Source organism: Desmospora profundinema, assembly GCF_031454155.1.
Classification (GTDB): Bacteria; Bacillota; Bacilli; order Thermoactinomycetales; family DSM-45169; genus Desmospora; species Desmospora profundinema.
Window position 1 is genome coordinate 547,441 of record NZ_JAVDQG010000002.1, and the last position, 20,809, is coordinate 568,249.

Annotated in this window: 23 protein-coding genes; 10 read left to right on the plus strand and 13 right to left on the minus strand. The window is 52.1% G+C overall.

The genetic code is table 11. From position 1 onward, the window contains the following. Nucleotides 1–171: 171 nt before the first annotated feature. The 5 genes from JOE21_RS06260 to JOE21_RS06280 all read left to right on the plus strand — a co-directional run bounded on the left by JOE21_RS06260 (nucleotide 172) and on the right by JOE21_RS06280 (nucleotide 4,184). Entirely contained in the window at nucleotides 172–897 is a 726-nt protein-coding gene (locus JOE21_RS06260) for a hypothetical protein (protein WP_309863731.1), read from the plus strand. Nucleotides 898–1,201: 304 nt separating this feature from the next. Further along, complete coding sequence (locus tag JOE21_RS06265) at nucleotides 1,202–1,585, plus strand: GntR family transcriptional regulator (RefSeq protein ID WP_309863734.1); 384 nt, start codon at nucleotides 1,202–1,204, stop codon at nucleotides 1,583–1,585. Nucleotide 1,586: 1 nt separating this feature from the next. Further along, nucleotides 1,587–2,306 carry an ABC transporter ATP-binding protein gene (locus JOE21_RS06270; RefSeq protein ID WP_309863738.1) on the plus strand — a complete coding sequence of 240 codons (720 nt, stop codon included), beginning with the start codon at nucleotides 1,587–1,589 and terminating at the stop codon, nucleotides 2,304–2,306. Then, the gene (locus tag JOE21_RS06275; RefSeq protein WP_309863739.1) at nucleotides 2,303–3,235 is read left to right on the plus strand and encodes an ABC transporter ATP-binding protein; all 933 of its coding nucleotides are present in this window, start codon (nucleotides 2,303–2,305) and stop codon (nucleotides 3,233–3,235) included. Before JOE21_RS06270 ends, JOE21_RS06275 begins: the two co-directional genes overlap by 4 nt. Beyond that, nucleotides 3,228–4,184 (plus strand): ABC transporter permease, encoded by a 957-nt coding sequence (locus JOE21_RS06280; protein ID WP_309863742.1) that lies wholly within the window; start codon nucleotides 3,228–3,230, stop codon nucleotides 4,182–4,184. Before JOE21_RS06275 ends, JOE21_RS06280 begins: the two co-directional genes overlap by 8 nt. A gap of 60 nt (nucleotides 4,185–4,244) precedes the next feature. Here JOE21_RS06280 and JOE21_RS06285 read toward each other — a convergent pair whose 3' ends face one another. Then, on the minus strand, nucleotides 4,245–5,438 hold the full coding sequence (locus JOE21_RS06285) for a M20 metallopeptidase family protein (protein WP_309863744.1): 1,194 nt from the start codon (nucleotides 5,436–5,438) through the stop codon (nucleotides 4,245–4,247). Between the two features lie 148 nt (nucleotides 5,439–5,586). Between JOE21_RS06285 and JOE21_RS06290 the strand changes: the two genes are divergently transcribed. Further along, nucleotides 5,587–5,928, plus strand: coding sequence for a YugN family protein (locus JOE21_RS06290; RefSeq protein WP_309863746.1), 342 nt, complete (start codon nucleotides 5,587–5,589; stop codon nucleotides 5,926–5,928). Nucleotides 5,929–6,012: 84 nt separating this feature from the next. Here JOE21_RS06290 and JOE21_RS06295 read toward each other — a convergent pair whose 3' ends face one another. From JOE21_RS06295 to JOE21_RS06305, 3 genes are all read right to left on the minus strand, one after another. Further along, complete coding sequence (locus JOE21_RS06295) at nucleotides 6,013–6,387, minus strand: Asp23/Gls24 family envelope stress response protein (protein ID WP_309863748.1); 375 nt, start codon at nucleotides 6,385–6,387, stop codon at nucleotides 6,013–6,015. Nucleotides 6,388–6,648: 261 nt separating this feature from the next. Beyond that, nucleotides 6,649–7,464, minus strand: coding sequence for an NYN domain-containing protein (locus JOE21_RS06300; RefSeq protein ID WP_309863750.1), 816 nt, complete (start codon nucleotides 7,462–7,464; stop codon nucleotides 6,649–6,651). Between the two features lie 226 nt (nucleotides 7,465–7,690). After that, nucleotides 7,691–8,773 (minus strand): citrate synthase, encoded by a 1,083-nt coding sequence (locus JOE21_RS06305; RefSeq protein ID WP_309863752.1) that lies wholly within the window; start codon nucleotides 8,771–8,773, stop codon nucleotides 7,691–7,693. 105 nt (nucleotides 8,774–8,878) lie between these two features. Between JOE21_RS06305 and JOE21_RS06310 the strand changes: the two genes are divergently transcribed. Next, nucleotides 8,879–9,769 carry a LysR family transcriptional regulator gene (locus tag JOE21_RS06310; RefSeq protein WP_309863754.1) on the plus strand — a complete coding sequence of 297 codons (891 nt, stop codon included), beginning with the start codon at nucleotides 8,879–8,881 and terminating at the stop codon, nucleotides 9,767–9,769. 199 nt (nucleotides 9,770–9,968) lie between these two features. On the opposite strand, the gene JOE21_RS06315 is transcribed toward JOE21_RS06310, so the two are convergent. The 3 genes from JOE21_RS06315 to glsA form a co-directional block, all read right to left on the minus strand. Continuing rightward, nucleotides 9,969–11,147, minus strand: a complete 1,179-nt coding sequence (locus tag JOE21_RS06315) for an RNA-guided endonuclease InsQ/TnpB family protein (protein ID WP_309863758.1) — start codon at nucleotides 11,145–11,147, stop codon at nucleotides 9,969–9,971. A gap of 252 nt (nucleotides 11,148–11,399) precedes the next feature. Then, the gene (locus JOE21_RS06320) at nucleotides 11,400–11,693 is read right to left on the minus strand and encodes an Fpa/YlaN family protein (protein WP_309863760.1); all 294 of its coding nucleotides are present in this window, start codon (nucleotides 11,691–11,693) and stop codon (nucleotides 11,400–11,402) included. Nucleotides 11,694–12,111: 418 nt separating this feature from the next. Further along, entirely contained in the window at nucleotides 12,112–13,023 is a 912-nt protein-coding gene (gene glsA / locus JOE21_RS06325) for a glutaminase A (RefSeq protein WP_309863763.1), read from the minus strand. A 139-nt stretch (nucleotides 13,024–13,162) separates the two neighbouring features. Between glsA and JOE21_RS06330 the strand changes: the two genes are divergently transcribed. Beyond that, on the plus strand, nucleotides 13,163–13,528 hold the full coding sequence (locus JOE21_RS06330) for a hypothetical protein (RefSeq protein WP_309863765.1): 366 nt from the start codon (nucleotides 13,163–13,165) through the stop codon (nucleotides 13,526–13,528). A gap of 141 nt (nucleotides 13,529–13,669) precedes the next feature. Here JOE21_RS06330 and JOE21_RS06335 read toward each other — a convergent pair whose 3' ends face one another. The 3 genes from JOE21_RS06335 to JOE21_RS06345 all read right to left on the minus strand — a co-directional run bounded on the left by JOE21_RS06335 (nucleotide 13,670) and on the right by JOE21_RS06345 (nucleotide 15,660). Beyond that, nucleotides 13,670–14,155, minus strand: a complete 486-nt coding sequence (locus JOE21_RS06335) for a PaaI family thioesterase (protein ID WP_309863766.1) — start codon at nucleotides 14,153–14,155, stop codon at nucleotides 13,670–13,672. A 34-nt stretch (nucleotides 14,156–14,189) separates the two neighbouring features. Next, on the minus strand, nucleotides 14,190–15,239 hold the full coding sequence (locus JOE21_RS06340) for a M42 family metallopeptidase (RefSeq protein ID WP_309863768.1): 1,050 nt from the start codon (nucleotides 15,237–15,239) through the stop codon (nucleotides 14,190–14,192). Between the two features lie 166 nt (nucleotides 15,240–15,405). Next, on the minus strand, nucleotides 15,406–15,660 hold the full coding sequence (locus tag JOE21_RS06345; RefSeq protein ID WP_309863771.1) for an AbrB/MazE/SpoVT family DNA-binding domain-containing protein: 255 nt from the start codon (nucleotides 15,658–15,660) through the stop codon (nucleotides 15,406–15,408). Between the two features lie 246 nt (nucleotides 15,661–15,906). Between JOE21_RS06345 and JOE21_RS06350 the strand changes: the two genes are divergently transcribed. Further along, nucleotides 15,907–17,268 carry an alanine/glycine:cation symporter family protein gene (locus JOE21_RS06350; RefSeq protein ID WP_309863866.1) on the plus strand — a complete coding sequence of 454 codons (1,362 nt, stop codon included), beginning with the start codon at nucleotides 15,907–15,909 and terminating at the stop codon, nucleotides 17,266–17,268. A gap of 345 nt (nucleotides 17,269–17,613) precedes the next feature. On the opposite strand, the gene JOE21_RS06355 is transcribed toward JOE21_RS06350, so the two are convergent. After that, entirely contained in the window at nucleotides 17,614–17,856 is a 243-nt protein-coding gene (locus JOE21_RS06355; RefSeq protein ID WP_309863772.1) for a hypothetical protein, read from the minus strand. A 460-nt stretch (nucleotides 17,857–18,316) separates the two neighbouring features. Continuing rightward, the gene (locus JOE21_RS06360) at nucleotides 18,317–19,432 is read right to left on the minus strand and encodes an aminopeptidase (RefSeq protein ID WP_309863775.1); all 1,116 of its coding nucleotides are present in this window, start codon (nucleotides 19,430–19,432) and stop codon (nucleotides 18,317–18,319) included. 136 nt (nucleotides 19,433–19,568) lie between these two features. On the opposite strand from JOE21_RS06360, the gene msrC reads away from it, so the two are divergent. Further along, nucleotides 19,569–20,093 carry a free L-methionine (R)-S-oxide reductase MsrC gene (gene msrC, locus JOE21_RS06365; RefSeq protein WP_309863778.1) on the plus strand — a complete coding sequence of 175 codons (525 nt, stop codon included), beginning with the start codon at nucleotides 19,569–19,571 and terminating at the stop codon, nucleotides 20,091–20,093. Nucleotides 20,094–20,347: 254 nt separating this feature from the next. Here msrC and JOE21_RS06370 read toward each other — a convergent pair. Beyond that, nucleotides 20,348–20,809 (minus strand): transposase (locus JOE21_RS06370; RefSeq protein WP_309863780.1); only part of this gene is annotated, 462 nt, incomplete at its 5' end.

Here is a 20,809-nt window from a genome sequence, read left to right on the forward strand (position 1 = left end):
GAATATCCCAAGTCCTGTCTCCGCATTCGGCAATTGATCGACGATCACCAATCACACGAAGAACCGTTGACAAATAGAAACTCCATCTGTATTATCGTATTAGTACACTACTGTATGGTTGAACTAATACACCGACACCCTATTTGAATCCTATCCTAAGGAGGCACACACATGAACTCTGTTACCGCATTATGGAAAAAAGATTTCCGCTTAAACGCACCCTGGGTGTTAGGGGGTTTGCTCCTCATCGTTGCAATCCACCTGCTGATCCTGCTAACGGTGAAAACAAAGGAAGTACAATTCGCTTTGTCACTAGCCCCCTTTTTTTTCCATGCTGTTTATTTCCCCCTGTACCTTTTTATCAGCTTACAGGGAGAGTCCAAACAAATGCACCAATGGCTCCACACCCCGCACTCCGCTTCGGTACTACTCTTATCCAAGGTGATAAATGGTGCGGCTGCCCTGTTTGTTTCCGCATCCATCGCCGCCATCTATCCTCTGATCCTGTTTTTTGGGCCGATGAGCACACATGTGGCAGGAAGTCGCACGGATATTTTTTCCATCGGTTTTCAAGTGGTTGGATATATATGGATCGTCTCTGTCCAAATAGGTCTATTCGTCCTGGCCGTCTGGTCGATCTACCGATGGTTAAAGACATACATCAACCGCTGGACCTGGGTGCTGGTCGTCGTGTTGGTGTTCACCTGGTGGTGGGGACTGGCTCATTTCATGGATTCCACTTTCTACGAGTGGTTGACCCAATGGGGTCCTGTCGTCATTGGAACAGCAGAGTATGATGATTATTTACATCTGGGGAAAATCGTGTTTGAGGGGATCCTGGGAGCGGCGTACTTCGGCCTGGCGGCCTGGTTGCTCGAGAGAAAGGTAGAGGTTTAATGATGCAAGTCCTCTGTGGTGGTTCTGGGGTTCCGGTTACATTCGTTTGAACCGATCGGATTGTCCTCGAATGATCTGCTCATGATGGGTACCCTTTGGCGGTTGTCGGTATCGCTTGGAATCTTGGTCCATTTCTTTTAGTCCCTTCATCGCTGGATCGGCTTGTTTGTAGGGAAATGGACCTGGTTCATCCCCTTTGCCCGTGTCATTTCGTTTATGATCGCCTGGGGCTATTTTATCCATACTCGCAGTCTATGTCCTGTCCGCTTTGGTTAGCGAAAAAGACAGCGGGAGGTGTGAAACCGTGAGAAAAAATGAATATAACGCCTCTCTCCCCATCTATCTTCAGCTGGTGGAACGCATTCAACGGCAAATTCTGCGCCGGGAGCGAAACCCGGGAGACAAACTCCCATCCGTCCGGGAGATGGCGGTGGAATCGCAAGTCAATCCCAATACGGTGCAACGGACCTACAGTGAATTGGAAAGGGTGGGAATTGTGGAAACCCGGCGTGGTCAAGGAACGTTTATCACCGAAGACAAGGAGAAGCTGGAAAACTTGCGAAACGAATTACGCAACAGGCAGATTGGACAATTCGTGGAAGCGATGCAGGAAATGGGATTTAGCCCTCGGGAGATGGTGGACGGATTGCTGCATTATCTGAATGAAGAAGCGGGAGGGGAGAATTGAAATGATGAAACTGGAAGGGGTAACGAAACAATACCTGCGCAAGACGGCCTTGATGGATGTGAACCTCACCCTGCCGGAAGGTTCCATCATCGGTGTAGTGGGGGAAAACGGAAGCGGAAAATCCACCTTATTGAAATTGATGGCAGGCCTCGTCCGTCCCACACGAGGACAAGTTACCTGGAACGGACAGCCGGTCAATCGGCGAATCGCATCCCAAGTAGCTTACTTATCGGAAGAAGAGACCTACTATCCGTTCTTCACGGTCCGAGAAATGTTGGCATTTAGCGCCAGTCAATTCGACGATTTCGATTGGGAGCGGGCACAAAAAATGGTGGACTTTATGCGTTTAGACCCGGACCAAAAGATAAAAAACTTATCCAAGGGCAACCGGGGGCGCGTCAAATTGATCCAAACCTTATCGAGAAATGCCCCCTTGATCCTGATGGACGAACCTCTCTCCGGCTTGGACCCGATGGTGCGCGACTCCATCATCAAAGGCTTGATTACCTTTGTCGACCTGGAAAAGCAGACCGTCGTCATCACCACTCATGAAGTGAATGAAGTGGAACCCTTGCTGGACTGGCTGGTGGCGGTACGGGACGGTGAAATCATCAAAGAAATCGAAGTGGAGGAACTGAGGGCCCAGGAACATCGGAGTATCGGCGAATGGATGAGCCAGGTGTATGCCGGGGCCACTCACAAAAAGGAGGCACGGTTATGAGCCAAGAACCCGTGTTGAGCATGCGAAACCTGACGAAACGCATCGGAAAGAAAACGATTGTGGATGGTGTCAGTCTCGATCTTTATCCGGGAGAGGTATTTGGCTTTCTGGGACCCAACGGTGCCGGAAAAACGACCACAATCCGGATGCTGGTGGGATTGATGTCCATCAGCGAGGGAGAAGTGACAATCATGGGCTCTTCCCTGAAAAGGGATTTTGAAGGGGCGATCCGTCAGGTAGGCGGTATCGTGGAAAATCCCGAGCTGTACAAATTTCTAAGCGGATACCGCAACTTGCTTCACTATGCCCGCATGTGTGACGGTGTGGGTCGGAAACGGATCGACGAAGTGGTAAGGCTGGTCGGATTGGAACACCGCATCCACGATAAGGTGAAAACCTATTCCCTGGGAATGCGTCAGCGGCTGGGTCTGGCCCAGGCCCTCCTCCATTCCCCCCGCATCCTGATCCTGGACGAACCGACTAACGGACTGGATCCTTCCGGCATCCGAGAGATCCGAGACCACTTGCGTCGACTGGCCCGCGAAGAAGGCCTTTCGGTGATGGTTTCCAGTCACCTCCTGTCGGAGATGGAACTGATGTGCGATCGGATCGGGATCATCCAAAATGGTCGGCTGATCGATGTCAAGCCGGTGGAAGAGTTCGTGGGGGCACAAGACGAAGACATCCGCCAAACATCCATCTGGACATTGGACCCGGTGGAGCGGGCGGTGGAAGTGATTCAATCCTTTACCGGAGAGGAACCGGTAACCACCTCCCGCGGCATGGAAATCACCCTGGACCGAGCGCAGATTCCAGAGCTGAATATTCGGTTGGTGGAAGCCGGAATCCTCGTCTATGCCATTGAACCCACATCCAAATCACTGGAAGACAAATTCCTGGAAGTGACGGGGGGAAGCCACATTGCTTAAGTTTGTCGGATTGATCCAAAATGAAAACATGAAAATCATCTCCCGTATCGGTACCTGGGTGATGGCAGGATTACTGATGCTGGCTGTGATCGGATTTGCGGTGGTGTCCCATTTCAACCAACCGGCAGAAACCCCGGGAGAAGACTGGAAGGAAAATCTTGCGCAGGTCAACCAGGAAAACCGTGAAATCCTGAAAAGTCCGGAGGTCGCTGGTTTTTACCGGTCCCAATTGGAAAAAGAAATAGCCATTAACCAACACCGGCTGGATGAAAACATTCCACCTGCCGACCAGACGGTATGGGGCTTTGTCATTGATGCGATTGAGCTTACTTCTCTCATCACCCTGTTTACCATCATCGTTGCTGCCACCAGTGTCGCCGGGGAATTCTCCTGGGGAACGATTAAACTCCTGCTCATCCGTGCCGTCAGCAGAAGCAAGGTTCTACTGTCCAAATACGCAGCCACGTTTCTGTACGCACTGGCCCTGTTGATCTTGTTGTTTGTCACCTCCTTTGCTGCGGGCGGAATCTTGTTTGGGCTGGGAGAGGTGTCCACTCCCCATCTGGCTTATGAAAACGGCCAGGTCGTTGAACGAAACATGCTTCTTCACATTCTCGGCCTGTTCGGCTTTGCCAGCGTCAAACTGTTGATGATGGTCACCTTCGCTTTTATGATTTCCACCGTTTTCCGTTCCAGCTCCTTGGCCATCGGCCTGTCGATCTTCCTGATGTTCGCAGGCACCCAGGCCACGTATATCTTGTCCCAGTTGGGGCATGATTGGGTCAAATACATCCTGTTCGCCAACACGGAACTCTCCGTCTACTTTGATGGCAATCCCCTGGTCTCCGGAATGACCCTCGGATTTTCGCTGACGATCTTGGCCATTCATTTCATCCTGTTTCAAGCCGTTTCGTGGATCAGCTTCCTGAAGCGGGACATAACTGCATAGGGGAACGAAAACAGCGGCTGAACTTGGTGTTCAGCCGCTGTTTTTTTAAGTAACAATCATTCAGACCGCTGCCTGATCCCGATCGGCGTTTAAATAGGCCAAGGCACCGCGGATGAGGAGTTCGGCCGAAACGATCATCGACCGTTCATCCAGATCGAATAGGGGATGGTGGTGCGGATGGTGGATTCCCTCTTCCGGATTGCCTGCACCTACGAAGCAGAATGCACCCGGTATTTTTTGCAGGTAGTAGGCGAAGTCTTCCCCCGCCATCATCTCTGGAATTTCCCAAACCTGTTCATTACCCAACATCTCGCGTGCCACTTGGGCCAACCGATGCGCTTCCGTACGGTCATTCACCAGAGTGGGATAGCCGAAACCAGATTCCACCCGGCAGTCGGCGCCGAACATCCGGCATGTCTGGACCGCCACTTCCTCAATCCGTTCATGGACCCAACGGCGCAACTGCGGATCAAAAGTGCGGACGGTTCCCTCCAGTTCACAACGCTCAGCAATCACATTAAACGCTCGCCCCCCCTGAATCCGGCCGACGGAGATGACTCCCGACTTCAACGGATCCACCTGACGACTGATAATCGTCTGCAGATTGACGACCAGGTGGGAGGCGATGGTTACTGCGTCCACCGTTTCATGGGGAAGTCCCCCGTGTCCCCCTTTACCGATCACTTCAATCGTAAAGGAGTCCGCTGCCGCCATCAGGGGGCCTTGCCGCAGGCCCACCACTCCACAAGGGAGAGGAGTCCACAAGTGCACTCCGTAAATGGCGTCCACCCCATCCAGGACGCCATCTGCGATCATCTGGGCGGCACCGCCGGGAATCTGTTCTTCCGCATGCTGAAAGATGAAAACGACCTTCCCCGGAATCTCTTGCCGCCTCGAAGCCAACAAGGAGGCCACCCCCATCAAGGTAGCAGTGTGGGCATCATGACCACAGGCGTGCATGACACCGGGAACACGGGAATGGTACTCACATGACTTTTGATCCTGGATCGCCAAGGCATCCATATCCGCCCGCAAAGCGATGGTCGGACCGGATGATCCCTCCAGCACCCCGACTACCCCGTTTCCTCCCACACCGGTTCGAACCTGGAGACCGCAATGCTCCAGCCATTCCGCCACCCGCTTTGACGTTCGCTCCTCCTGAAAGGAAAGCTCGGGATACTGGTGAAAATCCCGTCTCCAGCGCACCATCTGCGGGAACATGGCTTCAATCCGCTTGCGCCATTCTTCTTGCATGGATTCGTCTCCTCCCTTTCTTCTATCTTACCAGACCCGAAACAACTTTGCGCAAACTGTCACGCCCGTCTGCTTGCACCCCGTGACGGAACATACTATGATGGAAACGAATCCAACCGGAATCGGCACAAAAGGAGGAGCCATCATCATGGAATTGACTGACGCTGGACTGAAGGGGATTACCGGCGAATTCGGCCACGTGGAGCGTGTTATGGAACAAGTCGGCTTCGCACGGGGCGGAGCCTGGGATTACAACAAAGCCAGCTTTGATCTAAAGCTGGAAGGAAAAGATTCCGATTATTATCTGCGCGTGCAGAGTCATGTGGTAAAAGGCGTACTGGAAGACCCCAAGGCGACGATTGAGCTGGAAAATCCCGTTTTTTTGCGTCACATCTTCCCCCACGGTTTGGATGGGAACACCGAGATTCCGGAAGAACTCGAAAACACCATCCAAGAAACCATCCAACACATCAAGAAAGAGCTGGGTTAATTCAATCACGGAGGGTCCCACATACGAGAAAGACTGCTGACCGAGCCATCAGCAGTCTTTCCCTGTTCAATCGGGGGAGAATGATCATTTCGCCCGTTCGGTCTTGGACTCCTCTTCCTTGATCTCTACTCCCTCTACCTTCACGTTCACTTCCACCACCTGCAGACCGGTCATGGTTTCCACCGCTTCTTTCACATTCTGCTGCAACGTCCGGGAGACCTCGTTGATTTTCACCCCATAATGGACAATCACACGCAGGTCGATGGCCGTTTCCACCTGCCCTACTTCCACCGATACGCCGCGGGTGACGTGTCTACCGCTAACCCGTTTGGCCCATCCTTCAGTGATGCCACCAGACATGCTGGCAATTCCTTCGGTTTTAGTGGCAGCCAATCCGGCGATGACAGCCACCACATCGTCAGCAATGCGGATTGCCCCTTCAGAACCGTGTTCGTTCATCGAGTATGCCCCCTTGCCTGAATAGCCGTTCGAAGCGCGGAACCTCCGCGCCAACCACCATTTTGATCCCTTTTATTATAGCATTTCCCACCACCACGCCAAAGCGAGACCTGGAAACGAAGTGATCTTGGCGAGACTTGTGCTCTGTGAGTGCAAAGGCGAACCAAAAGCCATACCGACTCGGAGTCCCGCCATACAGACTGTTCCGACACATCCGCGTGTGTAGCGAGACCTGGGAACGAAGTGACCCTGACGCGTTTTTCAGCTGACCCGGTAACCCGCGATCCGGATCACGGTCCGCACCTGAGGATGCTCCAGGTTGACGTGGTATCCATAGTATGTGTTTCCATCCACGGTTATTTCGTGGGGTTGAAGGTATTTTCCCTGTACCATTTTAGCGAACAGCTGATTGGCCTCCGCTTCCGATAAGTTGAGCTTGCGCTGGAGGTCCTTTTTGATCCACGAACTGCCATAACTTTTATCCGAGTTGTTTGGATCCTCATACCATTCATAGATCTGAATGATGGCATCCTGCAATAAACGATCCATCTGGGATAGATTTTGGAACTGGGGAATATTCAAAAATTGAAACAGGTTATGAGAGACATCACAAAACGCTTCCATTTGGGCGGTTTTGGAAAGGCTTTCATCTTTTAGACAAAAAAGTTCCACTCGCTTCCCCCTGGTCCACAACCGGTCCATCAGCGGAATCATATCCTGATCCGCGCTGACGATTACAAAGGTATCCACCTCCGGGACGGTATGCAAGACATCCATCACATCGAGGCAAAGCTGGATGTCAGCAGCATTTTTCCGCTCATCCCCTCCACGGCCGTTTCCGTGGACCTGATGAAGATGAACGTGTTTTTTCTGCAGCTGATGAAGCGACATATTCAATTGTTCAAAGTCGGCATAAACTTCCATCATTCGAATCGATTTTTTTCCATAATGCTCCTGCAGGCGTAAAAATAGATTGTGTTGCGGTTCGGGATGATCCGGATCCATATGATATTTCTTCAGTCCATAATACACATTTTCCAGGTCAATCCATATGGCGATCGATCTATCTGTTCTCATGGTTAAAACATCCTCCTGTAATCAACTTAAACAAACGTCCCACCACAAATATATCAATAAAGTAAAGAAGATAGGAGCTCGAAATACTTAATCAATTCTACATCGGAACGCTTCTTTCCTGTTCATGGTCTGGAAGTCCGGGAGGGAAAGTCACCCATATACATACCAAAATGACCAGCCGAATTTGGCTGGCCATGAGCCCGTTTTACGGATCGAGACTCCCTCTTTAATCCGGAAACGATCCGATATAGCGCGATTGAGGACGAATGATTCGATTGTTTTCCGCTTGCTCCAATATATGGGCACACCATCCCGCTGTGCGTGCCACAGTGAAAGTCGGGGTGTACAGCTCCCGTGGCAGTCCGATCGCCTTTAACACCACGGCAGCGTAAAATTCCACATTGGTGTGCAGTTCACGATGCGGCTTCCACTGCCGCAACTGGCGCAAGGCCTCCTCTTCCACCTGAAGGGCCAGTCTAAACCACGGCTCCTCCGAAGCCAACCGCTGAGCCACTACCCGCAAGCTTTCCGCCCGTGGATCCCGTGTTCGGTAAATCCGATGTCCAAAGCCCATCAGCCGCTCCCCCCTTCGCAAGCGCCGTTCAATCCAAGCGGCAGCACGATTGGAGTCCCCGATTTGCTCTAACATCCCTTCCACTTCCGAGGGAGCCCCACCGTGGAGAGGACCCTTCAGCGCCCCGATCGCCGCAACCAACCCACTCAATCCGTCAGATTGAGTGGACGTGACTACTCTGGCGGCAAAGGTGGATGCGTTTAACCCATGTTCCGCCGTCAGAACCCAATACGCATCCAAAGCCTGTACATGAGCCGCGGACGGTTCCTTTCCAGTTAACATGTAAAGGTAGTTGGCGGCATGGGTCAAATCTTCCCGGGGTGGAATCGGATCCGTCCCCTGCAACCGATGCCAACGATGTGACACCAACGTTGGCACCCGGGCCAAAATACCCACCAGCGCCTCTGGGGTCGGCGGCCATGTCTTTCCCTCCCATGGTAGGGACGATACCCCGGTTCGCAAACTCTCCATCATCCCCTGTTCCGTTCCTAAAGAATCCAAGATGCGGACCGTCGAGGCGGGAAGCGCCCGTTTCCCCGTCCAGTCACGGCACCATCTCTCCGACTCTCTATGTTCAGGCAACCGACCAACCCACAGAAGATGAGTCACTTCTTCAAAAGAATGGCTATGGGCCAGCTTGTCGGCCCATTGTCCACGGTAAATGAGATGACCCCGTTGTCCGTCCACCATGGATAAGTGTGTATCCGCCACCGGGACTCCTTCCAGTCCTGCCATCCCCATCACTCCTTTCCCCTCTATCTTACGCTCCTCCTTTTGAAAAATCTAATTTATCTTTATAATATGATTGATAAATATCTTTTATTATCGAGGATGGTTTTTATGCATATCAATCAGCTGATCACATTTTTGGAGGTGGCGAAAACCAACCGCTTCCGAGAGGCTGCCCGCCGACTCAACTTGACGCAGCCGGCAGTCAGCGCTCAAATCCGCAGCCTGGAAGAGAGTCTGGGAACCCTTTTGTTTCATCGCCAACCCGTCTCACTCACCTCTGCCGGCCACGCATTTCTCCCCCACGCTCGTCAGATTCTGGCTTTGGCTGAGACCGGTAAGCGGGCGGTGCGGGACAGCCAATCCTCCTTGCCCTTATCCATCACGGTCGGAGCCTCTTCGGGCGCAGCCCTCACCGTATTGCCGAGATTATCGCGTTATTTCAACGGAGTCCGATCCGATATCCGGGTTTCTGTCCACACCCTGCCAGTCGTGGAAATCGTGGACGGATTGCACAGTGGACGCCTGGATGCCGGAATCGTCTATGGATCTCAAACCGATCCAGACTTGGTCAGCCAAGTGTTGATGTACGACCACTTCATCCTGATTACGCCAAAAAGCCACCCCTTGGCACAGCGAGAACATCTTCCCGTCGCGGAACTGACAGGAATGCCAATGATCTCCCTGACTCCGGAAAATCCGGAACGGCAATGGTTGGACTGGTTGCTCTCGGTGAAAAAAATCCACCCGGAAACGGTGATCGAGCTCTCCAGCGTAGAAGAAGTGAAACGGGCTGTCCGTTTTGGACTGGGAATCGCTCTGATCCCCCGGCTCAGTCGGGATGATGAAATGGACCGGGACTTACACCGGGTTCGTCTGTCCGGTTTTAATCACCAATTCCCGATTGTATTATTGCGACCCAATGACAGACACCTCTCTCCTGATCTTCTCCGCTTTTTGGAGGACACCTGCGGCATTTATTCTCCTGAATGGGAAGACTAAAAATCCATGAACCTCTCCCACTTGCGCTAACGCTAAGAAGTGGGAGTTTCTTACCATCGGAACCAAAAAGCTCTCACGCATCGAAGGGTTTGCCTTCCATACTCGAATCGAACCGATTCGGAAAGCCCTTTTGGATTCCTAAGTAAGCAACAGGCACGAATCGTACCCGGGTCGGAACAGACCATCTACTACTTCTCGCTCAGGCGATCCGTAGATACGTTTGTTTCGTGGGAACATCGAGATGCAGAATCTCTCCATGGAGGGATTTAGCTAAAATATTTCTCGCTCCATGGAGATCGCGATGCTCTTGATACCCGCAGGAACAACGGTAGTTTCTAGAAGAGACTTTCTTTCTCTTCTTGCAGACAGGACATGTCTGACTGGTATAGGATTCATCGGCTTCATGCAGATGGATTCCCCTCACGGCTAATTTGTATTGTAGGTATTTCTTTACCTTTCCGAATGACCAATTGGATAGCCGCTGGGCTTGTTTGCGAGTCGCCTTCTTTTTCTTTCTCGTCTTCCGCTGTACGCCTTTCGGGTTTCCTATGTGGACATCGGATACAGATTGCTTGACACACCAATCGACAAACTGTTTCGTTGTTTTATGGAGGGCATCATGCAGTTGTTTTTCAGATTTAGACCGCACATATCGTTTGGCCCTTTGATACTTCTTCCACTGACGTGAACCTTTTTTACACCGGGACTGAAATCGCTGAATCTCTGCCAACTTCTTGTTGCGGAGACAATGAATAGAGCGGACTTTGCGACCGGTTATGATAAGTGCCTCTCCATTTTCCGCAAAAGCAGCAAGGGTGTGGATTTCCCCCGGATCTACTCCTGCCGATTGTTTCTTTTCATAGGACTGATTCTCTTTTCCATCTTCAAAGGCAACCGATAAGTACAAGCTATTATCATAACAGAGCTCGATTTCCTTGATGGTCCCCTGTGGGAGATTCTTTGTATAGACCGTGATCGGCTTCTCCCGTTTCCCTTTATGGATTCCCATGGATAGCTGGATCTTTCCATTTGCATGGATTTTGAAGCCGTCTTTTGTCCACTTGGTGTTGTAATGGCTTTTGCTTCTATAGGGATAGCGAGCGGTTTTCACTCCTTTTCGGATCGCTTGGTGTGCAGCATCTCTGGCAAATAGGTACTTGTGACAAACGGCCTGAATGGATTGGCTATGAAGATGGAATCGTCCTTTGGTCGCTTTTTGTAATTCGGATTTAGCGATCCACTTCCCCTTATCGAGATGGTGTTGTTTCGATAATTGCAGACATTCGTTCCAAACAAGAGCGGATTCACGGTTACAGGCAAAGAGACGATCCATATCGGATGGGGATACACGAAAATTTACTTTCTTGGCTCGAAGCATGGTTTCACCTCCCCTTCTCTATCCAGCCATTCTTTTGCTCTACTGTTGATTATAGATCAAGGGGAATGTTCGGAACAGGCGTTCTTATTAAACGACCCTTGTCAGACTTGTGAGAGGGGGAAAAAACCCCTCCCTCGTCTGACGCGCCATTCATCTCACCGCTTGTAGAAGCGAGAGACTTCTGGCGCAAGGATGTTAAATAAAAAAAAGACCCCTTGCGGAGTCTTGTCGGTCTGTGGTGACTTCATCGGTTTAGCCCTGGGTCGGAGAAGGGAGGACCAGCGAATACAGATGAGCCAACTTTTGCTCCAATTCACTGATGATCTCCCGACCTTGCTCGCGGGTGATCAACCCGGCACGCACGGCAAAGTCAATCTCCCGTGACAAGCCAAACATCTGGGTGTCCAACACTTCCTCGTAGAGAGGGCATTTGGGCGCCGTCAAGTTGTCCAGCTGGACCGCGATCAGTTGCTCAATCTTCTTGGCGTCTTCCCGTAGCAAATGTTCGGCGCGCTGGGTCAATTCGAGTTGAGTCGGCGTAGACAATAGAACCCCCCCAATCCACCGTTGGTACTTCCCAACGGGTCAACTCCATTCAAACCCAGTGTACCACGACCCCCGCCTATTTGCAAAGCGAGACCTGGAAACGAAGTGACCAAAGCGAGACTGGTGCTAGTGCCCCTTCAGGTAACTTCGATCTGTTTTACTTGGCCTTCACATGAATAAGTCGGTCGGCTTGGTTTTCCGTCTTCGCTCCATGCGTGGCAAGTCACGCCGCCGGAAAATCCAAGCCTCCCTCCACGTAAACATGCGGAAAGATACGAGGCTGTCTGGTCATTCAATCTTCCGCACAAACAAGAGAGGGGCGGGATGGCTGGCTGAGAGCCTTTGTGCTTAAAGTGCAAAGAAATCCGTTGTCCCGACACTTCAATCAAAACAGACTAACGGCAACCGGATGGAATTCCTAAAAAATGGATAGGTCCAAAGTCTGGCTCAACTCCTTGAGAAGGGCACCGCCGGCAATGCTGTTTCCCTTTTCATCCAAGGCGGGGCCAAACACACCAATTCCCATTTTTTCTGGAACGGAAGCCATGATTCCACCGGATACTCCGCTTTTGGCCGGAATACCGGCATAGATGGCAAATTCCCCTGATGCATTATACATCCCGGTCGTGATCATGAATGTTTTCACCAGGCGGGCCAGTTCCCGGGGAACCACCGACTCCCCCGATGCGTTCACCCCTAAACGGGCCAAACAGAGTCCCATTTGTGCCAAATCATCACAAGTGACTGCAATGGCACATTGCTGAAAATAAAGCTCCAAAGTGGATTCCACATCGTCGATGATGCCATATTCCTTCAGAAAGTGAGCCATCGCACGATTGCGATAACCCGTAGCCCGTTCCGAATGATAAACCGCCGAATCGATATCGATCTCTTGGTTATCCGCCATGTTGCGTACCAGAGACAAAACGCGCTGTAAGCGGTCATCCACCGTTCTGCCGCGGATCAGCGAACTGACAACCAAAGCTCCGGCATTGATCATCGGATTCAGCGGCTTTCCGGGGGAATCCACCTCCAATTTGTAGATCGAGTTAAACGGATCTCCCGATGGTTCCATTCCCACTCGATCAAAAACGGCCTCCTCATCATGGTCCATTAAGGCCAGAATCAAGGTAAACACCTTGGAAATGCTTTGAAGCGTAAATGCGACTGGACAATCACCAGCGGAAAACTCCTCCCCTTCCACCGTGTGGACCGTCACACCGAGAGCGAGGGGGTTTTGTTCTCCCAGCTGGGGGATGTAATCGGCCAACTTCCCGTCCTGCCCCTTCTCCCGGTGTTTTTCGACCAATTCATCCAATAACGCTTGCATCGGTATCCTCCTTCCGGCGGATCCCCTCTGATTGTCATCCCTCAGGGGCATCCTCCTCATCCATGATCAGTGACTCCTTTATTTTTCTCTTCCGACTCCTTCTGTATAATGGAAAAGGGAAAATGGGAGGAGCGTCAACATGAACGATGTCATTATGATTACCGGCAAGGTGGCTTACCAAATCAATGTAGATCCTAGCATCTGGATATTCGATGACCGACGGTTTGACATGCAAGATCGCTTTCCCGGGGTCGACGGTCTGGGCATGGAGCTGGCTCCGTTCTTAGAACATGCCCGTCCGGAAGAAGATGCCTCCAGAATGGTGATTCACCGTCGCGAAGGGAATCCGGTCCTGTTGTCCTTGGAGCAAGCCCGCTCGGCAGTACTCCAATTTGCCCGGGAGGGAAAGCCGATCCGTCCCGACGGGCCCGCCCTGCTGTATCTGACTGATGGAGGGGATCCGACCCGACCGATCAGCCACATCGAGCGGATGGAGATCCGCTGACAATCCCTTCGTGCCCATCTTACTCGTTCTCCGGCTTCACGCAAGGGGCGGTCAGCATGCTTTTCCGTTTTAAGGTGCAATGCATGGACAGGTCAAGTGAAAACCCGGCTCCACGTCAATCGTGTGAGCCGGGTTTTCCAATTATAATCCGGGTTTCTTTTGGAGAGAAAAGGTGGCCGTAGCCAAAGCGATCAACCGCCCCTGTTCGTTTTCCACCCGGCATTCCGTTACCGCCAAAGTTTGACCCATCTGTAACAGGTGAGCGGTGGAAATCAGCTCCTCGCCCCGTCCCGGTTGCAGATAGTGAACCTTCATTTCCGCCGTTACCGCAAAACGCTCATCCGGCAAACTACGGTTCACCAAGGAGCCCATCGTCGAATCGACTAAGGTGGCGGTGATTCCTCCATGGACAAATCCACCCCGGTTCAACATATAGGGTGTGATCGGAATCCGGAAGCGGTAACTCTTTGAATCCGTAAACTTCCCGGCCAAACCAAGAAAGCCCGACGGGTAAGCGCTGTTCCGTTCCCGTTTTTGCCGGATCGCCTGCAAGGACAGGCGCAAGATTTCCCGTTCTTCATCAGTGCCGTCGCAAAGGACGGCCTCCAGCTCTTCACGCAGCGACATCATGGACCTCCCATCGGCCTGGTGTGTGTGTTAATCATATCGGGCTGTGAATATAACGTTTCAGCAAACGATAAGTGTTTTCCAGCGCATCCTTATGTGTCCGTTCAAATGCGTGGGACGCGTCCACCCCGGGTCCGATCAGCCCGTGGACCAAATCATGGCCCGCCCGGACAGCAGCACTGGCATCCGACCCGTAGTGAGGATAGATATCCAGTTTATAATGGAGCCCCTCCTCCTCCGCCAACGCTGCCAACCGGTTGCGAAAGTGGTAATGGTACGGACCGCTGGAATCTTTCACGCAGATGGAAACACTGTGTTCATCCGTGTTTTGCCCATCCCCGATGGCCCCCATGTCCACCGCCAGAAATTCTTTCACTCCAGCGGGAATCGTCGCATTGGCGCCAAATCCCACTTCTTCGTATGTGCTGAAATAAACATGGGAGACACACGGCAGATACTCCTCGCTGGAGGCCGTATCCAGGATCAATTCCAGCAGAATAGCGGCGCTGGCCTTGTCATCCATATGACGGCCTTTGATATAACCGCTCTCCAGCGTCTCCACCCTGGGATCAAATGAAACGAAGTCTCCCACGCCAATGCCTAGCCGACTCACATCATCGGCATCGGTCACAGCCACATCGAGGCGGATCTCCATATTCTCCTGATTCCGCTCCTGTTTGGCGGCGTCATCGTACACATGCACCGACGTGTGTGTGGGCAGCACCGTGCCCGTCACCTCCCGCCCCTTCCGTGTATGTACGGTACAGTAGACGCCTTCAATAGAGTTCCAGGTGAAGCCCCCGATCCGGGTAAGCCTCAACCGGCCGTCCGCTTTGATCTCCTTTACCATCCCCCCAAGCGTGTCCACATGAGCAGTCAACAAACGTTGGGGAGACCCCTCTTTCCCGGGAAGAGTGACCAGGAGTCCTCCTTTGTAATCCCGCCGCAACTGGATATCATCCCTTGCCGCTTGCAATCGTTTCTCCAAATATTGAACCACTTTCTCCGTGTATCCGGTGGGAGAAGGGATGCAAACCAAATCGACCAGGGTGTCCACCACTGCTTTCTCAGGCCATTTCTTCAACCATACCACCACTTTCGTTCATCGGTAGGAATAATAAAAAAACAAATCTCGTTTATTATAACAAGCGCCATGATTCTGGCCCTGTCACTCTTGCGAAAAAACGATCTCCACCCCTGTGGAGGAATGGAGATCGATGGCGTCCCGACATGTTCAGGCCCACTTTGAATCAAGCCTGTTCGATTGCGGAGGCCAGCTCTTTGAGGCAGTCTTCACACACGTTTTTATTACGATAGGAGACCACATTCTCCACCTGTCCACAAAATAGACAGGAGGGGCTGTACTTCTTTAGGATAACATTTGTCCCATCCACGTATATTTCCAGGGGATCTCTCACATCAATGTCCATGGTACGCCTCAATTCGACCGGCAACACGATCCGCCCCAGCTCGTCCACTTTACGGACGATTCCCGTGGCTTTCATCGTCACACCTCCGTTTGGCTAATATGGACGCTACCCCTTCTATACCACAATGTTCCGTTTCGTAATCCTCCACCATGATCGCCTATGTCCATCCCCCTCATATCTTTAAAAAAATCACCTCCTTATTGAGGATGGATAGACAAAAGCGGAGAAAGGGGATTGATCCTTCCATCTCGAATATACACTACCAACGCATTCTAAAAACTTGTAGAAAAAAAGAGGTGAACTCATTTGCAAGAATCTTTAATGAATTTGATCGATGCTGTCAACGCTTTTGTCTGGGGATGGCCCACCCTGGTCCTCTTGGTGGGAACCGGAATTTTCCTCACCATCCGGTTGGGTTTTTGGCAATTTTACACCCTTCCTTACGGTTTAAAGCTCGCTTTCTCCCCCCGATCCCAGGACCAAAAATCCAAAGGGGACATTTCCCACTTCCAATCTTTGATGACTGCGCTGGCGGCCACCATCGGTACCGGTAATATCGCCGGGGTGGCGACCGCGATTGCCGTCGGCGGACCGGGTGCGGTCTTCTGGATGTGGGTGACGGCCCTCTTCGGCATGGCCACCAAATACGCCGAAGCCATCTTGGCGGTCAAATACCGCGTCACCAATGACAAAGGAGAAATCTCCGGCGGCCCCATGTACTATATTGAGCGGGGATTGGGCATGAAATGGCTGGCTGTTCTGTTTGCCCTGTTCGGGTCGATGGCCGCTTTTGGGATCGGCAACATGGTGCAGTCCCACTCCGTGGCAAGCGCCTTGGGCGAAGTGTCGGGCAACGCCATCCCAGGATGGATCACCGGGCTTGTACTCGCAGTATTTACCGCTCTTGTGATCCTCGGAGGAATCAAGTCGATCGGGCGGATCACATCATTTTTGGTTCCTTTTATGGCTGTTTTCTATATTCTGGGCGGATTAGTCGTAATCCTTCTTAATGTTACAGAAGTACCGGCAGCATTCGCCATGATTTTCACGGATGCCTTTACCGGACAGGCGATGGCGGGAGGTGCCATCGGAACGGTGATCCAGATGGGAGTGGCACGGGGGCTCTTCTCCAACGAGGCAGGGCTGGGTTCGGCTCCTATCGCAGCCGCGGCGGCCAAGACGGACGTCCCCGGCCGCCAAGGTCTGGTCTCCATGACCGGAACCTTCCTGGACACCCTGGTGGTCTGTACCATCACAGGATTGGCAATCGTAATGTCCGGTGTCTTCACCGACACCTCCCTGGAAGGCGCTCAAATCACCGTTGCCGCCTTCAACTCTGCCCTGCCGGTGATCGGAGGGCTGATTGTCTCCATCGGCCTGATTCTGTTTGCCTACTCCACCATCTTGGGTTGGTCCTATTATGGGGAAAAATGTTTCACCTATTTGTTCGGGGACAATGCCACCTTTCTCTACCGCGGAATCTTCGTCTTCGCCGTCTTCATCGGTTCCATCCAAAAAATCGGCCTGGTGTGGGGAATCTCCGATACCATGAACGCGCTGATGGCTGCACCCAACCTGGTGGGTCTGTTGCTCCTTTCCGGCGTCGTCGCCTCGGAAACCCGCTCTTTCCGTGAACAGATGCGGTTGGAGCGTTCCGGAAGCAAACAAAGTCAAACCATCTAATCCCGAATTTCTCGCATCAAAAAACCCGGCAGCCGTTTCCACGGTCAGCCGGGTTTTTTCTCCGGCCTGATCCCTAGTCCCCCATCAGGTAACTCCATCTGTTCTTCATGGCCTTTACGCGGACAAGTCGGCCGGCTTGGTGTCCGTCTTCGTTCCATGTACTTATAGAAGCACAAGTCTAGCCTCGGGTACTTTCGTACCCGGGTCTCGCTATGCACTCATGGAAGCACAAGTCTCGCCTCGGGCACTTTCGTACCCGGGTCTCGCTATGCATAGCAGAGTCGATGCTGCAGGATTTCCTGGCCTCCCTCCACATAAACACATTCGATAATGGTCGGAGGGGTACTAAACCTTCTCCTTTCCCCGCATCCACCACATCATCAGAGCGGTCAGCAGACAAGTTGCGATCACCCCCAGAATGGTGAACCAGACAGTAATCCCGGCAACATTAAACCAGTATGCCGCAACGGGGACGGGAACCACTTGCGGATCCCCCTCTTGCCATAGAACGGCAGTGGGTGTGAGGATCAGTCCCAACAGGAAGGAGAATAGGATGCTGGCGACACTGCCGACTGCGATCATCCGCAAGGGTGAGCTCCTCCACTTAAGCAGTTTGGATACCCTCCTTCACCGGGACGAAAGACTTGTCCCGCCTTTTCTACACCCTATGCGCGGGGAGGCTCTTCTTTTCCTATCCTGCAAAAAAACGCCAGCTCTCTTTTGGCTGGCCGACTAGGGGGTGTCTGAACAATCCGTAGCGCGAGATCCCGGGTCGGTATGGCTGTCTTCGTTTCGTTGCAAAAAGCGGATAGTGAGACCAGAGAACAACAGTGACCCTGGCGAGAGTGCAAAGGCGAACCAAAAGCCATACCGCCCCTCCTTTCTACTCTACTCACGGAAGATTGAATGACCAGACAGGCCCTAGGAATGCTCAAGCCCCTTCTTCCAACATGGATCATGCTTCCTTGGAGAAGAGCTTGGAAATCCTGCGGCGTGACTTGCCACGCATAGCGAACCCCGGCCGGACTTCCACATTCGGCAGTCTCTTTTATCCTTTCAAATTTTCGGGGTTGAGCGGTTCCAGATCGGAAACGACAAAACGTCCGTCCTTGCGGATCAACTCGCCGTCAAAATAAATCTCGCCCCCGCCGTAATCCTCCCGTTGGATATTGACGATGTCCCAGTGAATGGCGGACTGGTTCCCATTATCACATTCCTGATAAGCCCGTCCCGGTGTGAAGTGGAAACTGCCGTTGATCTTTTCGTCAAACAAGGTATCTTTCATCGGATGATGAATATAAGGATTCACCCCGAAGCTGAATTCTCCGATAAAACGGGCACCCTCATCCGTATCCAGGATTTGATTGATTCGTTCGGTCTGATTGGCTGTTGCACGGACGATTTTTCCTTCCTGAAATTCAAACCGGATGTTTTCAAAGGTGGTTCCCTGATAAACGCTGGCAGTGTTATAAGTAAGTACGCCATTGACCGAGTGGCGGACGGGTGCTGTAAACACTTCCCCGTCCGGAATATTGCTCTGGCCGGAGCACTTAATGGCAGGCATCCCTTTGATGGAAAAAGTCAGATCGGTACCCGGCCCCTTGATCCGGACTTGATTCGTCCGTTCCATCCGTTCAACCAAGGGAAGCATCGCTTTATCCATCCGTTCATAATCTACGGTGCAGACATCAAAGAAAAAATCTTCAAAGGCTTCGGTGCTCTGATTGGCCAGTTGGGCCATCGACGGATTGGGATAACGGAGCACCACCCAGCGAGTATGGTTTACCCGCTGCCCATGAACCACATCATTATAGTGCTCAGAATACAGCTTCATTTTATCTGGGGGAACATCCGACAGCTCGTTGATATTTTCACTGCCACGGATGGCCACATAACAATCCATCGCTTTCATCCGTTCCAGATCGAGGTCAGTCATCCGTTTCATGTGCTCCTCGTCGGTATCCAGCAGCTGAGCGCGGAGCAGAGCATGGTTGTTGAGCTGGATAAAAGGATATCCTCCGGTCTGGTACACTTCCGGCACTAACGCTCGGGCCAGTTCTGTCTTCTCTCCAAAGACATCGATTAAGACGTTATCTCCGGGCTTCACTTCCATGGAATGCCGAACCAGCAGGCGGGCCAGCTTGTTTATCCGTTGATCGCGCATCAGTTCTCTCCTTTACCGTCGGGGTTATGTAATAACCTTTATTATTGTACCATGTCCCTCGTCAGAAGGCACAGGAGGTGCGATTGCCCATGAATCGGTTTGTCTGTACAATGAGGGGAAAAGGAGGATTGGCGCCATGTTTGCCTTTGATCGTGTAGAAGGTGACCCAGCAACCCGTTATCAACACCTGCTGCGGCAAGCGGAATCGTTAATGGAAGGAGAGCGGGACTGGCTGGCCAATCTGGCCAATGCCGCTTCGCTGTTATACCATTCACTGAACCAAGTTAATTGGGCCGGTTTTTATCTGATGAAAAAAGAGGAGCTGGTGCTCGGCCCGTTTATGGGACTTCCGGCCTGCATCCGCATCCCGATCAGCAAAGGGGTGTGCGGAACCGCTGTCCGGGAAAAAGCGACGCAGCTGGTGCCGGATGTGCTCCAATTCCCCGGTCATATCGCCTGTGACGCCTCCACCCGATCGGAAATCGTGATCCCCCTTCTAGTAGCGGACCGGATCGTAGGCGTGTTGGACATCGACAGTCCCGTCCCGCAGCGGTTTGACGAGGAAGACCGCCAATATCTTGAGCGGTTTGCACATTTGCTGGTGGACAAGATTGACTGGGCTCCCCTCCTGGAAGATGAGGGAGTCCGCCACCAGACGTGATCGAGATTTCTTCCTTTCCCCCTCGACCGGTGGAACAGGAGTGATTTTTAAACAGTGGACGGAACGGGATTGTCCCGAAACAATGGGAGGGGTGTACGATATGGAACTATACTAGAACCTATTTCAAAATTCGATTAACGGACCAGAGGATGAGTGCTAGAAAACAGAAAGCTTTATACATATGTACATAAGAGTCATATCGAACCAGTAAGCGGCGGCAGTTATCCATCCATGCAAAACAACGTTCGAAACGTTCACCATAAGCCAATCCAATCGGAGCCGGACGACCCCTTTTCACCTTTCGACCCTTTCTCACTGGAATGGAGGGTTTGATTCCCCATCCGTAAATGCTGGCGGAAGTGATGGCTCTGCAACCAACTCATGGGGACGATTTCGGGGTTGACCTCGCTTTTGCGGTACCAACCTTGGTTTTTCCTATTTTCTCTCCCCTTTTTCGCGGGTACAAAGCTTCCGTCTAAAAAGGCTTTGGTCCAATCCAGTTTTTGTTGTTCATCCATTTGTTGCAGGAGCGCTTGCCAAATCTGCTCCCAGGTTCCATCTTCCGACCACTGGTTTAAGCGGCGCCAACAGGTAACGGGGGAACCGTAATGCGAGGGCATATCTGACCACGTGCAACCGGTTTTTAGCACGTACAAGATCCCATTGATGGTTTTCCGGTCATCTGCCCGTGGTCGTCCGCGACCTTGTTTACGAGG